The following is a 13908-nucleotide window of genomic DNA, read 5'->3' as shown; positions in this document are numbered from 1 at the left end:
AAGGCCGGCGTGTGATGACCACACGCCTCGCTTCGTCGACTCCGAAAGCCTGGGTCGGGCACAGTCCCCAACCTTCCAAAATGGTAACGGTGACGAGGTGCAGTTGTCGGCAAGGCGTCACCCCTTGGGTCATTGAGGCACTACGAGACGGACCATTTGGTTTGGTATCCATCCTCCGCCGAAACGAAATTGCCGTTGTGGACATCTTGCCGGGCTTGCAGCACCAATCCATGGTTCGCGTGGAGGCCCTTCACACCACGCTAAACAGGCTCAAAGCGCTCAGACACAGCGGCGACGACGACGACGACGGCGACGCCATGTCACCATCCGGCGCTACCAGACCCAGCCACAAGCCCGTTTTCGTCGCACCGCCGCGGAATGCGGCCCCGTGCACACCCGACGGGTCTGGGAAAGTCATGGGACTTGTGACGGACGCTGGGACATGGGTTAACAGCCGCGTTGGTGCTCCAACGACACGGTTCCTAGCACCTGAACGGAGCCCGTATGTGCCGTGGTCACCGTCTCAATAAGCACAATCCCCACTTCATGTTCGGCGACTGGACTGTGAAGCACGCCCCGTGGAACAACGAAGAACTGGCCCGGCCCCAGTCGCACATCCGACCGGCCCTCCATCTGAATGAGCAGATCGCCATATATGACCAGGAACATTTCGTCCTCATCGTCATGGGCATGCCAAACAAGTTCACCGAGAAGTTTCGCGACCTTGATGTACTGGTCGTTGACTTGGCCAATCACACGCGGCGACCAGTGCGTCACGACCTTTTCGAGCTCATCAGATATCCGCGTGGGCCCTAAGCAGTTCATGCCTCATTATGACCGTTATCAGGTCGCCGCATCGACGAGCTGATCGACCGTCGCGGGAGGGCAAGGAGAACCTAGCTAAGTCGACGGGTGGATCTGCCTGCGCGGCCTGCAAACGGAAGCGGGAAGGGCGCCGGCCCGCCTCGCCAACGGTCCTTATGGCCTTGACCCCGGAGAGTGGACACGGGTTAAGCGGCGAGTTGGATCTCTGCGGCCTGTGACGAGTATTGCATCTCGAAGTCCACTGGCGTGACGTGCCCGATCGAGGAGTGCCGGCGGCGGCGGTTGTAGCGGTCCTCGATCCAGTCCGCGACGCCGCGGATCGCGCGGGCTCGGGTGGGCCAAACCCGGCGGTAGTAGAACTCGGTTTTCAGGGTCGCGAAGAAGCTCTCGGCCATGGCGTTGTCCCAGCAGATCCCGGTGTATCCCATCGACCGGGTGATGCCGTTCTGGGCGGCGAAGACGGTGATCTGTTCCGACGCGTATTGGGCGGATTCAACCGGTCATCGCAACACCGGTGCTTGCGGACAACAGTAGCTCGTTCATCGCTTCGGCCGGCGTCTTGAAACCGAGCGTCTTGCGGGGGCGTTCGTTCAGGGTCTTGGCGACGCCGTCGAGATCGTCCAGGGCGTAGCGGGTGAAGTCGGTGCCTTTGGGGAAATACTGGCGCAACAGCCCGTTGGTGTTCTCGTTGCTCGGTCGCTGCCACGGCGAGTGGGGATCGGCAAAGTAGATCGGCAGCCCGGTCTTGATTCGGAGTCTGGCGTGTTGGGCCATCTCGGCGCCCTGGTCCCAGGTCAATGACTTGCGCAGGGTCTCGGGCAGACCGGTGATGGTTCGGGCGATCGCATCACAGACGGCGTCGGCGCCGTGTCCGGCTGTCGCCGGCCCGTTCTTGACCTGTGCACCGATCATCTTGTGCTCGTCCATCGGGGGCAGGTGCAACAGCATCGTGAACCTTGTGGTGCGTTCGACGAGGGTACCGATTGCGACCCCGCCTAGTCCGAGGATCAGATCCCCTTCCCAGTGTCCGGGAACGGCCCTGTCGTTGGCTTCTGCGGGTCGGGCGGCGATCATGACCTCCTCTGACAGGAAGCTCTTGCCTCGTTTTGCGCGGGCCCGCGGAACGCGCAGCGCCCGACCCGTCCGCAAGGCTGTGGTCAACTCGCGACGCAGCGCGCCCCGACCCTCGATGTACACCGTGCCCGACTATGCGGAGATGTCGGGGTACCCACCGGCGTATTGGTTCCCACGTTTGCTGCTTTGTCGTTACAGCTCCAATGTGGGGCGCGCGAGTCGCCTGTGTCACACCTGGCGCGGGCCCTACGAGTGGCGCAGGTTCGGGACGAGACGCTTTATTCTGTGGCGTGCTTTCGAGATCGATTCTTCCTCCAAGATCTTCTGGAGGATGCGATCGCAGCGACCGACCGTGAGTCGGTCAAGCCGCACTCCCCCGCACGCGGAAGGATGATGAGACATGCGGTCGTCTCTGCCGGCGGGAGCTTCCTCTATGGCTAGTCCCGAATGGAGCGATCGGCTCAGCGAGCTACAGGGTCAGCAAGAGGAAGAGGATAGGGAAGAACCGCTCCAGGGACGTTGCGGAGAGGTGGGCGAGGCGGCGGGAATTAGTCGCGCGCGAGTATCTCACCATGCGGCATGGCGAACCAACCGTCCGCCCGCTGCACGAACCGAAGCCAAGCGTCACTCATGAGCTGCAGGTCTTCTGTGGTGGCGAATCCGCCCTCTACGGCGTCGTTCGCGAATTGAGAGTGAAGCGCCCGATCAGACCAGGCGCTGCCCCACCAGTCTCGGGCCTCGTTGGAGGAAAAACACCAGATCGACGCGTCTGCTGTGACGTTGGCGAATCCAGCTTCCAACGCCCAGGATTTCAAGTTTCGACCGGCATCCGGGTTGCCACCGTTTCGGTCGAGTACCTGCATCAAAGTCTTCAACCAGTGTTCGAGTCCCGAGCTCTCCGGGTCCCAGAGCGTTCCCCCGTAGACGACTTCTCTGACGCCCACGACACCCTCACGGGTCCGGACGCGACGCATCTCCGTTAGCACGTCAACGGGGCGAGTTACATGATGGAGGACCTGATGGGCGTGCACTACGTCGAACGACTCGTTAGGGAAGTTCAGCGCGTACGCATCGCCGACTACGAACTCGACGTTCGTTATCCGGAGTTCCTGTGCTCGCGCCGCGGCTTGTGCCACGATTTCCGCCGATGAATCCAGCCCGACCACTCGCCCGGGAGCTACACGTTCAGCGATGTCCAAGGTGATTGTCCCGGGTCCGCAGCCCACATCGAGCACGCTTGTGCCAGGAACGAACATGTCAGCGAGGTAGGACGCCGAGTTATCGACCGAGCGCCACGAGTGAGATTGAATCACGCTCGGGTGGTGACCGTGGCTGTAGTTTTCTTGCGTCATGTCTGAATCCTTACGTCGTGAGTTTACTTTGTAAGTTTACCTTGTAAGTAAGTGATCGTAGCATACAGGCGCCAAAAAAAAAGCGAGTCATGGACGGGAATCGTCCGTCGGAACGGAAAACAGCGCCGACACCGCGCTGGTCCACCCGGGGAAAGGCCGGCGTGTCATGACCACGCGCGTCGCTTCGTAAACTCCGTAAGCCTGGGTCGGGCACATTCCCCAACCTTCCAAGATAGAACGGGTGACGAGGTGTGACCTGCCGCGGGCATTTCGGACAGCGGAATTAAAGGATTCTTCTACGCTGCCAATGCTGGCTGTTGGTAACCATAGTGGACTTCGTTAGGCCGGCGGTAACCGAGTGCGGAGTGCCGGCGTCGACTGTTGTAAAACCCTTCGATATAGCGGATGACGTCGCGGCGAGCTTGCGATTTCGTGGGATACGCAGTGCGATAAACGCGCTCATTCTTGAGCATCGAGAAAAAACTTTCGGCCATACTGTTGTCCCAGCACACGCCCGTGCGGTGGCCTGCACTATCTACGCGACAACTTCCGGGGTATCCCCCGTGCTTGCGTTCGTCCTACTCGCGCTCGCCATGGTTGCGCACTCGTTCGGTGAAATCTTGTCCTCAGCCGGTGGCTGGGGGCTAAGCTACGAGCTCGCCTGCCCGCAGCGCATTGGTGAGTACCAAGGCTTGTTTGCCATGGCCTTCTCGGTCGGCTCGATGTTCACGCCCGTGATCCTCACCGTGACGGTAATCGAGAACGGAACGGCGGGGTGGGCGGTACTCGGCGCGCTCTTCCTCGGCTCGGCACTCGTCATGTGGGCGATCGCACGTACATACGTGGCAGGAACTGCGCCACGACTTGTCCCGGATCCTACTTCGAAGTAGGGATCGCCAAGCCATGAGGCGTGGCACCAGCAGCCGATCACCCAAGACATATTCGCACTATGGACGCAACCACGCCCAACCGGAACCGTGACATCACAATTTCACGACACGGTGATGCGGTGCCTTTCCGGAGCTGGCTTCTCGATTTTGATGGTCGGCAACCCAATCTCGCTGGTTGACAGCTGATATGTAGGGGCCTTTGTCAGGAGGGCATGTCTGAGCGGCGCCCGTGATGGTGGCCATTCGGATTGTGGACGGTGGACGCGGTCTGGCCTTGACCCCGGAGAAAGGACACGGGTTAAGCGGCGAGTTGGATCTCGGCGGCCTGTGACGAGTATTGCATCTCGAAGTCCACCGGGGTGACGTGCCCGATCGAGGAGTGGCGGCGGTTGTAGCGGTCCTCGATGCACGCCGCGACGCCGCGGATCGCGCGGCCGAGTGTGGGCCAACCCCGGCGGTAGTAGAACTCGGTTTTCAGGGTCGCGAAGAAGCTCTCGGCCATGGAGTTGTCCCAGCAGATCCCGGTGTATCCCATCGACCGGGTAATGCCGTTCTTGGCCGCGAAGAGAGTGATCTGTTACGACGCGTACTGGGCGGATTCAACGCCAACGGACTACTTTTCAACGAGCGTCGACACCATTCCGTGCCCAAGGCGGCCTTGGCAGAAATGACCTTCACCTCGAATGCCCCAAAGTGGCTTTGGGTCGACGGCATCGAGCCTACGTACGCCGCAGACCCAGCCTGGAGGAACTGGAGCCGCGCCTGGGGAAGGTGGCGCGCGTTGCGATTCCCCTGCCGATCAGGTGTCGGCACGCTTACTGACGAGCGCGCTACTCAACACGGAGAGATGTTTGTGCGCTGGACCAGAATCATGTCTCCATGTAAAAGAAGATTGACATGGTGACTGGTTTCCTATACATTCGAGGATGTAAAGAAAAGTAGACATTCCCGCGGCGGATGCCGCGATGCTGTCTCCACTTCCCATGGTCGGGCTACCGACAATGCGAAGCCGCCCAGAAAGGAAGTAGAACAGTGTCATACGAAGAGAAGAGCTCGTGGATTTACGCCACGGTCGCGATAGCAATGCCCGCGATTTACTTCACGGGCATCCTGGGGCAGGTTTCGCAAGCGCCCGTTCAGCAGATCGAGTATGTCATTCCGATGCTCACGGCTGTGGGCGTCGCGATCCTCGCATCAATCGTCGCGAACATCGTGCTGGGAATCTTTTCATCCAAGGTGACCCGCCGAACGGATGAGCGAGACGCCGAGATTCGCAGGCGCGGATTTAACCTTGGGTTCCTCGTGTTCAGCGTCCTCATGGTTGTGCCGCTGATTATGGCGCTGGCAGAAGTGCCTCATTTCTGGATTGCCAACACTATCTACGCCGCATTCGCGCTTACAGGGTTCAGTTACTCAGTGCTGAAGATCGCCTCGTACCGCAGGGGCTTCTAGCAGATGGGCAAGCCGACACGGGTAACCAACGACATCCGCCGCCTGCGTTTCATCAACGGTGAGATGACACAGGCTGAGCTGGCAAGGCGAATCGACGTCACCCGCCAGACAGTCATTGCGATTGAACTCGGACGCTACTCTCCGTCACTCGAAGTCGCCTTCCAGATCGCCCACGAATTTAACTTGCCGCTGGACGCAGTCTTCCGGTACACCTCGACGGACCACTGACGCCCATCCGCGCTCGTGCGATCTCTGATCGCTTCGGACTCTGCGCAAAATACTAAAGACGAAGGAAGGCACATGAGAGCAATTGTTAGTCGTACCTACGGTTCACCGGACGTCGCACGAATCGAGGACGTTCCCACGCCTATCCCCAAAGACATCGAGGTGCTCATCCGCAACTTTGCGACCGTCGTGTCTGGTGCCGAAAGCACCGCACGCAAGGGCGACAGTTTCGCCGGCCGCCTCTACTTCGGCTTGACCCGCCCCCGTCTTCCAATTCTCGGCACAAGCTTCGCCGGCGAGGTCGAAGCGGTTGGCACGGCGGTGACGAAGTTCCGGGTCGGCGACCAGGTGATGGGATCGGTCGGACCAAGAATGGGTGCTCACGCTGAGCTTGTCTGCACCTCGGAAGACGGCATTATTGTTATCAAACCATCCAGCCTCAGTTTTTCGGATGCGGTCGCGATTTTCGACGGGGCGCTCACGGCACTACCGTTTCTTCGGGACACTGCCCACTTAACGCGCGGCCAGTCCATCCTGATCAACGGCGCATCGGGCGCCGTGGGCACTGCGGCAGTGCAGCTCGCCAAGCACCTCGGGGCTGTAGTCACTGCCGTGACCAGCACTGCAAACGTTGACTTGGTGAAGTCGCTCGGTGCCGACCACGTGATCGACTACACGAAGGAGAACTTCACCAAAAGCGGGCGCACCTATGACGTTGTCTTCGACACGGTGGGCAAGAGCAGCTATCGTCTTTGCCGGAGTCTCTTGAGGGCCAACGGTATCTACCTGACCACGGTGGTGTCCCCAGCAATCCTTGTGCAGATGCTATGGACGAAACGTATCGGTGCGGCGAGGGCGGCCATAGCGTTCACCGGGCTGAGGTCAGCTCCCGCCATGGCGCAGGACGTCGCATACATGGGAAACCTAGCCGATGCAGGAGCCTACGTCCCCGTGATCGACAGGAGCTACACGATGGAAGAAGCGTCCGCGGCGCATGCACACGTCGAAACTGGTCGCAAGAAGGGCAGCGTCGTTGTGACGTTTGCGGCCGAGGCATGAGCGTCCCGCTGTTCGATGTCCGTGGCGTCACTAAGTCCTACGGATTTGGAGCCTCCAAGTTCGATGCTCTCAAGGGCGTCTCTCTCAACGTATTCGCAGGGCAGTCGCTGGCCATTGTTGGCAAGAGCGGCTCTGGCAAATCGACGCTGATGCACTTGCTCGCTTTGCTCGACGATCCGGATTCTGGCGAGTTGCTAGTCAACGGAAGCCCCGCCAATAAGCTGGGTTCTAAACAGACCAACCGGCTGCGGAACGAAGACTTTGGCTTTGTATTCCAGCAGTTCTTCCTCACTCCCAATGCTTCCGTGCTCGAGAATGTGATCCTGCCGTTGAAAATCGCGGGCGTCGGCGCCAATGAACGCAGGGCCCGGGGTATGGCTGTGCTTGAGCAATTGGAACTGGCCGACAAGGCTGGCAACAGGGCGACCAATCTTTCTGGTGGACAGAAGCAGCGGGTGGTCATCGCCCGCGCGCTCGTGAATAATCCCAAGGTGATCTTTGCCGATGAACCCACCGGCAATCTGGACACAGTGACCGGTCTTCTGGTCGAAGACATCTTGTTCTCACTCAACAAGGACAGAGGAATCACGCTTGTCATCGTCACACACGACGAGGATTTAGCTGACCGCTGCGACGTCCAGTTGCTCATTCGGGACGGGCTTATGGAGTCATCAGCAAGTTCCACAGGGGCCGCAGCATGAGCCCGCTCGACGTCGTCGCCACCGCGGTCTTCAACACATTCCGCAGTAAACTGCGCACAACATTGACCATCCTCGCGATTTTTATCGGCGCCTTCACTCTTACCCTCACCAGTGCTGTCGGAACTGGCGTCTCCAGCTACCTCGATAACCAGGTCGCCGGCTTCGGCGCCACCGACGTCCTCTTGATCACGAAGGTGACGGATGAGAGCGCAGTGGACGATGGGCCCGCTAAATACGAGGCCGACGAGGCCACCGTCGACAGTCTCATTCCTCAGGACGGCGTGGCCGTTCCGTCCGGGGTTCTTACCGCCCAAGATCTCGCTGCCATCGCGGATACTGACGGTATTTCTGACGTGAACGCGCTGGTCACGGTGCTGCCAAGCTACGTCGAGTACAACGGCAACGGCAAGTTCGAATTGAGCATCAACGCCAACTCGGCACTGAACCGCGCCGATCTCGCCGTCGGGGACCAACTCACCGAGGTCGACCAGCATAACCAAGTGCAGCTGCCGTCGTCGTACCTCGAAAATCTCGGTTTCGCTAACGCGAAGTCCGCAGTTGGGAAGACAATCACATTGGGCATCAACGACTATCTCGGCGAACTGCACGAGCTGGAAGGGACCGTCGTAGGTGTTCAGAACGAGTCGCTTCTGGGCTCCGGTGTGCGTATCAACCAGACCTTCACAGATGCGCTGTACGCGGTGCAGAAGAGCGGCAGACCAGCCGCAACCGGGGTGGGCTACTACTCGGCCACCGCCCACTTCGACAGGAACGCTAGCGAGGAACAGGTCGACCGCATCCAGACCAACCTCAACAAGCAGGGCTACTCCGCCCTTACCGTCGCGGACCAGCTCGGCACAATCCAGACAGTCATTGGCGGCATCATCGGCGTTCTTAACGCCTTCGCCGTGATCGCTCTTATCGCAGCCGCGTTCGGAATCATCAACACCTTGCTGATGAGTGTGCAGGAACGCACCCGGGAAATCGGCCTCATGAAGGCGATGGGGATGAGCGGAGGCAGGGTTTACGCTTTGTTCAGCACCGAAGCGGTCTTCATCGGCTTCCTCGGCAGCGCGCTGGGCGCCCTGGTCGCGTTCGGTGTCGGTTCCGTCGTCAGCGCCGTCCTCTCGACAACATTGCTCGTCGATCTTGAAGGACTCCAGGTGTTGCAGTTTGCGCCGACCACGGTCGGATCCATCATTCTCGTTGTCATGCTCATCGCGTTCTTCGCCGGAACAATCCCAGCACGCAGGGCCGCCCGGCAGAACCCCATCGATGCCCTCAGGTACGAGTAGTGGAACAGTGCGCCGAGGCCTTCGGACGCTAGCGTGAGCGGAAGTCGCTGCGAACGCCGGCCCGAATGCAGGCGAACGTTAGCCCTGGAACGAGCATTAGTTCAAACTGAGGGAAAGGGCAGACCCGGTAGCTGCGTTTGGCAGGCTTGCTACGGTACTCCAACGGAGTAGTGCCAATCATGCGCGCGGGCGTTCCCGGGTTCGGACTCTGCGACAACATTGGGTACTGACGGTTGCGACTCACCAAGCAGTTCCCGCCGCTATGTTTGCACTGCTCGGGGTCGTTCCATCCTGTGGCATTGGTCCCGGTTATTGGACACGGGGTTATGCGGCTTTAGCGGAGTCCGCGTTCTCGTTTGTGTTTTGCAGTTCGAAGTCGATGGGGCTGACCTGGCCGAGGGAGGTGGGCCGGCGGCGCCGGTTGTAGCGGGACTCGTCGTAGCGGGTGGCGAGTCCGCGCCACTGCTTGAGGGTGTTGAACGAGCGCTCGATGACGTTGCGGCGCTTGTAGGCCTCTTTGTCGAGGTCGACCGGGCGGCCTCCGTTTCGGCCGCGCGAGGACGACCCCGGAGATGGTGGCGATATCGATGGTCGTCGCGCCGAGGCGTTGGTGGACGACGACGCGGGCCGCGGCCAGTTCCGGCGGCACCGAGTACCGGTTCCCGCGCCAATCGATCAACGCCTGCCGTGTCGCGGTGCGCTCCTCGGTCACCACGACCGGGAACAGTGTCGGCGGCAGCGGCTGGAGGCGTTCCGCGGCGAACATGACCGCGGCTGTTGTGGATCCGTCGCGTCCCTCGCGGCGCCGGCCGTCCTGGCCTCTGGCGAACGCGGTCAGACGTTGTTGGGCTTGCTCGAGGGTGACGTCGTCGGGGAGGTTGCGCCACCAGCGCTGCGCGGCGGTGTGGTTGTTCTTCTCGACCACGCCCTTGCGGTTGCCCGACCGGGCCGGCAGGCGACGACGGTGACCGCGTGGTGCTTGGAGAACGCGGCGAACATCGGCGTCAGATCACTCGTCCCGGCCGTCAAAACGGTGCTCATCCGGTCGAACCGCCAGGACTTCGTCACCCCGCCCAGCAGCCCCAGCAGGACCGTCATCGCCGCCAGCAGGTGGGGCAGGTCCATCGACGGGGAAATTACCGCCCGCCAAACCCCCGAGTGCGCCAACGACCCGACGAGCACGTAGGCGCGTTTGGTCGGGAACGCCCAGCCGGACGGGGCGTCGGGCAGCTCGACCCAGTCGAACTGGGTCTCCTCGCCGGGCGGGTGCTCGATGATCGCGTTGGGCCGCCGGGTCACGTGCGCGCAGGCGGTGCAGGCCGGCCGCAACGCCCGGTCTCGGATCTGGCGGGTCAGGGTTTGATACGACCCCGAGAAGCCCAGGGGGACGAACTCGTCGAGCAGCGTCGCCGCCCAGAGATGCGGGTCCTCCGTCAGCCTCGCGGTGACGTAGTCGATGAACGCGTCGAACGGGTCCAGGGCGGCGCGTTGACGCACTCCGGGAGTGCGCTGGCCGGCGAGATAGGCGCGGATGGTCTTACGGTCGTGGTCTGTGCGGCGGGCGATCTCACTGATCGTCGTCCCTTGCCGTTTGAGCGCGTGGATGTCCACGTCGTCCTCCTCTGAAAGCATAGGAGTAGGGCCTTTCTTGAAGCTGGTGTGTGGTCGAAGACCATCAGCATCGAGGAAGGCCCGCTTCTATGTGCGGAAGCGACCCGGAGTGGGGAATTTCAGTGAGCAGAACTGGGGAATTTCAGTGAGCGCCGTCAGCATCGTTCATCACGCCGATGTGATCAGCCTCAAAGGCACCAGCTACCGGCTCAGAAGCCACCAGCCGACGCCCGGTACGGCATAGTAGAAACACACATAGTGGCCCTGTTTTCAATCGGGGCGAATTCCAGCGGTCGTCGCAACACTGATTGGTTAGCTGGATCGTAGTGCGTCGGCGAGGAGCNCTGGGCTGGTGTTGTCCAACCGAGTCGCTTCCGGGGCCTGTTGTTGATCTTGATCGCGACAGCGGCGAGGTCATCGGCGCTGTGGATGGCGAGGTCGGTGTGCTTGGGGAAGTATTGCCGCAGCAGTGCGTTCATGTTCTCGTTGGATCCGCGTTGCCAGGGCTTGCCGGCGTGAGCGAAGAACACGCCGTCGGTGAAGAGGGAGGCGATCTTGTCGTGGCTGGCCATTTCGGCGCCCTGGTCCCAGGTCAAAGTCCGCCGGAGTTCCTGAGGTAGGGCAGACATCGCGGTGATGAGCGATGCGTTGACTTCAGCTGCGGTGTGCCCGCCGGGGAGGTGCAGGAGGACGGCGTAGCCGCTCTTGCGGTCTACCAGGGTGCCGATCGCGGACCGGGTGCGCGTGCCGATGATGAGGTCGCCTTCCCAGTCTCCGAACCGGGACCTGTCGTTTACGACCTGGGGGCGGTGGTCGATCAGGGTCGCTGGTGCGATGAAGCGTGGGGCGCGTACGTCGGGGCGCCGTCGACGCTTGCGCAGTGGCCTGCCCGTTCTTAGGTGTGGTGTCAGTTTCCTGGTCAAACCGCTGTTACCCGGCCAGTACAGGGCCTGGTAGATCGTTTCGTGGCACACGTGCCACGATCGTTTTTGCGGGTGAGTGTCTCGTAGCCAGTAGCTGATCTGTTCGGGGCTCCAATCCAGTTTCAGTTTGTCTTGAACCAGGTCGCGGAGCTGAGGGTCTTGCCCGATGCGCCCTGTTCGCACCCGTCGGGCCTTCTCTCGAGCTCGTGCGTGGGCCAGGACAGCGTCGTACTGGCCGCGGTCGTGTTTGCGCATGTTGCGGCGAAGCTCGCGGCTGATCGTCGACGGTGACCGGCCAAGTCGCCGGGAGATCTCCCGGATGGAGAATCCTTCTCGTCTGAACAAAGCGATCCGCTCACGTTCGATCAGGCTCAGGTACCGTTCGTGTCTGTCTGCCTCAGCAAGTCGTAGCGGGGCGATCCCACCACGTTGAGATCGCCAACGGTGGCCGGTCGTGCGTCCGATCCCGACGCGCTTCGCGGCGGTGATCGGTCCGATCCCGGCAAGGATGAGTTTCCAATACTCGTCTTCGCGGTTGAGGTTTCTCTTGCGCCCACGTCTGGCCATCTTCACACTCCAAATCTTGGTGGAGTGTTGCGACGAGACCTAGAACTCGCCCGGCACTATTGGCCCTGTTTTGGGTCGGCGTTAACATCGCCCTCTTCACCCCGTCCTGATCAGCATGCCCGGAGTCGGGATCAGGACCGCAGTCAGACTCCTCACCGAAGTCTCCGGCAAGGACTTCGCGACCGCCGGCCACCTCGCCGCGTACGCTGGCCTGGCCCCCGTGACCAGGCGCTCCGGCAGCTCCATCCGCGGTAAACATCCCTCCCGGCGAGGGAACAAGATCCTCAAACGGGCGCTATTCCTCTCGGCCTTCGCCGCCCTCCGCGACCCGGTCTCACGGGCCTACTACGACCGCAAGATCGCCCAGGGCAAGCGCCACAACCAAGCCCTCATCGCCCTCGCCCGACAACGCTGCGACGTCCTCTATGCCATGCTCCGCGACGGCACCCTCTATCAAACCGATCACCCACTCGCCGCTTGACAAAAACATAGGGGCACCCCCCTAATTCGGAACGCTCTCCTCACTAGTCCATCGGCATCGCGGCGTGGTAGCTGTATCGCCTGGTCAGCCGAGCTCTGCCTTGCAATCCAAAGTTGAACCGCTTGTCGTCAACGGATCGAGCCAGCCAAGCATGAGTCGATAGGAAGCGGATGGGAGGGAGATTTTTCGCGTCCAAGAGACGAGGTCCCACTAGCCTCCGTGCGGAGAAGCGTCTTACCGACATCGCCCAGGGTTCGGTGTCTCAGCGCTGCGCGTCCCTTGTCGACCGTCGTGCTTGGCCTACTTTTCAACCGTCGCTGACACTTCCAGTTGCGCGGGAAGCTTCCCTGGGCGCCGACTGATGCACCTTCAAGTCCAGAACGAGTGTCCAAGGTGCGCTCACCCCTCGGCAGTCGTCCAACCGCGCACGTAATCGACAATAAAAACTCTTCCTACTTCCTCTTCCTCTTCCTCTTCCTCTTCCTCCCCCTCTCCCTCTCCCTCTCCCTCTCCCTCGGCCACTGCCGAGGCTTCTGGAAACTGGTAGATGTTAAGCATGAGTTGCATCGGGTATTGCGGCGCCTGGGTTGAGGTCTTCACCAGCAAGTCGTCGATATAGAAGTCGATTCGCTTCGAGTCCCAAGTCGCCGCGTAGGTATGGAAATCCGTCAAGTCGCCAGAAACTCGCACTTTGCCGAAATCTTCGCTCAACGCAGGGTCTCCGAACGGGTGCACACCCAGCCCGACGAGCCCGGATGCTTGGCCTACGTCCTTGCCGAAAATCTCCATGATGCAGATTTCGCCCGAGCGACTCGGCTCGTCCTCGAATCCGATGAGCCACAGCGCAACCATGCATTGGGGGTGCGTGATCGCGCGAGCCCGGACCTCGACGAGTCCGCGCTCAGGAAGATATAAGCGAGTCTCAGGCTGTTCCTCCTGGACGACAAGTCCACTGGTGAACTGATGTTGACCGACTGCCGAGCCGAGCCGGCCGGAGAAGCTACCCGTCTGCAAATTGGAGACCTTTATGGCTCCGTTGTACTTCGGGCTCCAAGGCGCTTGGTCCTCGTCGATTTTCAACCGCAAACAGCCGTCATCGACGTCGTATCGAGCTCGTGACGCGTCACGGCTACTCCAGTGAGGCAGGTAAAAAGGGATCCACCTGTCGGGGCTGAGCGTGTCCCCCCTGAACTGCTCATCAAAAACGAGCTCGAACTTCGTTCGATCAAGTCTCACGCGGGGCCTCCGGCGTCCTTGATTCCTGAAGATCCGCAGACCACTTGTGTTCCCTCCAGGGATGCATGCACGAGTGCATGAGAGGACCAGTGTGCGGAGGAGCCGTTCGACCGCCGACAGGTGACAAAACGAGGGAGTGCATGCATTCGCCAAGTATGGACCAAACTTGCGACGCTAGGCGTTTCTGCCATCACAGAGCTCCGCCGCCCCAAGGAAG

General features: G+C 61.0%; 14 protein-coding genes and 4 pseudogenes. 8 read left to right on the top strand and 10 right to left on the bottom strand.

Translation table 11 applies throughout. The annotated features are described in order from the left end of the window. Positions 1 to 447: 447 nt before the first annotated feature. Positions 448 to 639, bottom strand: coding sequence for a cupin domain-containing protein (locus E3O62_RS17240; protein WP_241973520.1), 192 nt, complete (start codon positions 637 to 639; stop codon positions 448 to 450). Here E3O62_RS17240 and E3O62_RS17235 point away from each other — a divergent pair. Then, positions 547 to 816, top strand: coding sequence for a hypothetical protein (locus E3O62_RS17235; RefSeq protein WP_241973521.1), 270 nt, complete (start codon positions 547 to 549; stop codon positions 814 to 816). The genes E3O62_RS17240 and E3O62_RS17235 overlap by 93 nt on opposite strands. 194 nt (positions 817 to 1010) lie before the next feature. Here the strand turns inward: E3O62_RS17235 and E3O62_RS14170 are convergent, their stop codons facing one another. The 4 genes and pseudogenes from E3O62_RS14170 to E3O62_RS14155 form a co-directional block, all read right to left on the bottom strand. Then, on the bottom strand, positions 1011 to 1265 hold the full coding sequence (locus E3O62_RS14170) for an integrase core domain-containing protein (protein ID WP_255573874.1): 255 nt from the start codon (positions 1263 to 1265) through the stop codon (positions 1011 to 1013). A gap of 52 nt (positions 1266 to 1317) precedes the next feature. Beyond that, positions 1318 to 2022, bottom strand: a pseudogene (locus E3O62_RS14165) (IS30 family transposase); the annotation flags it as partial. Positions 2023 to 2447: 425 nt separating this feature from the next. Beyond that, positions 2448 to 3251 carry a class I SAM-dependent methyltransferase gene (locus E3O62_RS14160; RefSeq protein WP_134398928.1) on the bottom strand — a complete coding sequence of 268 codons (804 nt, stop codon included), beginning with the start codon at positions 3249 to 3251 and terminating at the stop codon, positions 2448 to 2450. A gap of 296 nt (positions 3252 to 3547) precedes the next feature. Further along, positions 3548 to 3772 (bottom strand): annotated as a pseudogene (locus E3O62_RS14155) (integrase core domain-containing protein); the annotation flags it as partial. A gap of 42 nt (positions 3773 to 3814) precedes the next feature. Here E3O62_RS14155 and E3O62_RS14150 point away from each other — a divergent pair. After that, on the top strand, positions 3815 to 4141 hold the full coding sequence (locus E3O62_RS14150) for a hypothetical protein (RefSeq protein ID WP_134398927.1): 327 nt from the start codon (positions 3815 to 3817) through the stop codon (positions 4139 to 4141). A 298-nt stretch (positions 4142 to 4439) separates the two neighbouring features. On the opposite strand, the gene E3O62_RS14145 is transcribed toward E3O62_RS14150, so the two are convergent. Next, positions 4440 to 4688 (bottom strand): integrase core domain-containing protein, encoded by a 249-nt coding sequence (locus tag E3O62_RS14145; protein ID WP_255573873.1) that lies wholly within the window; start codon positions 4686 to 4688, stop codon positions 4440 to 4442. A 485-nt stretch (positions 4689 to 5173) separates the two neighbouring features. Between E3O62_RS14145 and E3O62_RS14140 the strand changes: the two genes are divergently transcribed. The 5 genes from E3O62_RS14140 to E3O62_RS14120 all read left to right on the top strand — a co-directional run bounded on the left by E3O62_RS14140 (position 5174) and on the right by E3O62_RS14120 (position 8873). Continuing rightward, positions 5174 to 5593, top strand: coding sequence for a hypothetical protein (locus E3O62_RS14140; protein ID WP_134398925.1), 420 nt, complete (start codon positions 5174 to 5176; stop codon positions 5591 to 5593). A 3-nt stretch (positions 5594 to 5596) separates the two neighbouring features. Continuing rightward, the gene (locus tag E3O62_RS14135; RefSeq protein WP_134398924.1) at positions 5597 to 5821 is read left to right on the top strand and encodes a helix-turn-helix transcriptional regulator; all 225 of its coding nucleotides are present in this window, start codon (positions 5597 to 5599) and stop codon (positions 5819 to 5821) included. Between the two features lie 72 nt (positions 5822 to 5893). Next, positions 5894 to 6877: an NAD(P)-dependent alcohol dehydrogenase gene (locus E3O62_RS14130; protein ID WP_134398923.1), complete on the top strand. Its 984-nt coding sequence runs from the start codon at positions 5894 to 5896 to the stop codon at positions 6875 to 6877. Next, on the top strand, positions 6874 to 7578 hold the full coding sequence (locus tag E3O62_RS14125; protein ID WP_134398922.1) for an ABC transporter ATP-binding protein: 705 nt from the start codon (positions 6874 to 6876) through the stop codon (positions 7576 to 7578). Before E3O62_RS14130 ends, E3O62_RS14125 begins: the two co-directional genes overlap by 4 nt. Then, complete coding sequence (locus E3O62_RS14120) at positions 7575 to 8873, top strand: ABC transporter permease (RefSeq protein ID WP_134398921.1); 1299 nt, start codon at positions 7575 to 7577, stop codon at positions 8871 to 8873. Before E3O62_RS14125 ends, E3O62_RS14120 begins: the two co-directional genes overlap by 4 nt. A 324-nt stretch (positions 8874 to 9197) precedes the next feature. Here the strand turns inward: E3O62_RS14120 and E3O62_RS17230 are convergent. The 3 genes and pseudogenes from E3O62_RS17230 to E3O62_RS14105 form a co-directional block, all read right to left on the bottom strand. Then, positions 9198 to 9395: pseudogene (locus E3O62_RS17230) on the bottom strand (hypothetical protein); the annotation flags it as partial. A gap of 312 nt (positions 9396 to 9707) precedes the next feature. Beyond that, positions 9708 to 10505 carry a hypothetical protein gene (locus E3O62_RS14110; RefSeq protein ID WP_241973516.1) on the bottom strand — a complete coding sequence of 266 codons (798 nt, stop codon included), beginning with the start codon at positions 10503 to 10505 and terminating at the stop codon, positions 9708 to 9710. Between the two features lie 188 nt (positions 10506 to 10693). Then, on the bottom strand, positions 10694 to 11974 hold the full coding sequence (locus E3O62_RS14105; protein ID WP_241973515.1) for an IS30 family transposase: 1281 nt from the start codon (positions 11972 to 11974) through the stop codon (positions 10694 to 10696). 91 nt (positions 11975 to 12065) lie between these two features. Here E3O62_RS14105 and E3O62_RS14100 point away from each other — a divergent pair. Continuing rightward, a pseudogene (locus E3O62_RS14100) lies at positions 12066 to 12455 on the top strand (transposase); the annotation flags it as partial. Between the two features lie 399 nt (positions 12456 to 12854). On the opposite strand, the gene E3O62_RS14095 reads toward E3O62_RS14100, so the two are convergent. Then, entirely contained in the window at positions 12855 to 13535 is a 681-nt protein-coding gene (locus E3O62_RS14095) for a glycoside hydrolase family 16 protein (protein ID WP_134398920.1), read from the bottom strand. Positions 13536 to 13908: the final 373 nt, after the last annotated feature.

Origin of the sequence: Cryobacterium sp. TMT2-15-1 (assembly GCF_004402345.1) — a bacterium.
GTDB classification, from domain to species: Bacteria; Actinomycetota; Actinomycetes; order Actinomycetales; family Microbacteriaceae; genus Cryobacterium; species Cryobacterium sandaracinum.
This window is presented reverse-complemented; position numbering and strand designations above follow the sequence as displayed.

Coding starts and splice junctions, on each gene's coding strand:
- E3O62_RS14120 (WP_134398921.1), top strand. CDS start 7,575: ATGAGCCCGCTCGACGTCGTCGCCACCGCGGTCTTCAACACATTCCGC.
- E3O62_RS14125 (WP_134398922.1), top strand. CDS start 6,874: ATGAGCGTCCCGCTGTTCGATGTCCGTGGCGTCACTAAGTCCTACGGA.
- E3O62_RS14160 (WP_134398928.1), bottom strand. CDS start 3,251: ATGACGCAAGAAAACTACAGCCACGGTCACCACCCGAGCGTGATTCAA.
- E3O62_RS14110 (WP_241973516.1), bottom strand. CDS start 10,505: ATGCTTTCAGAGGAGGACGACGTGGACATCCACGCGCTCAAACGGCAA.
- E3O62_RS14135 (WP_134398924.1), top strand. CDS start 5,597: ATGGGCAAGCCGACACGGGTAACCAACGACATCCGCCGCCTGCGTTTC.
- E3O62_RS17235 (WP_241973521.1), top strand. CDS start 547: ATGTTCGGCGACTGGACTGTGAAGCACGCCCCGTGGAACAACGAAGAA.
- E3O62_RS14130 (WP_134398923.1), top strand. CDS start 5,894: ATGAGAGCAATTGTTAGTCGTACCTACGGTTCACCGGACGTCGCACGA.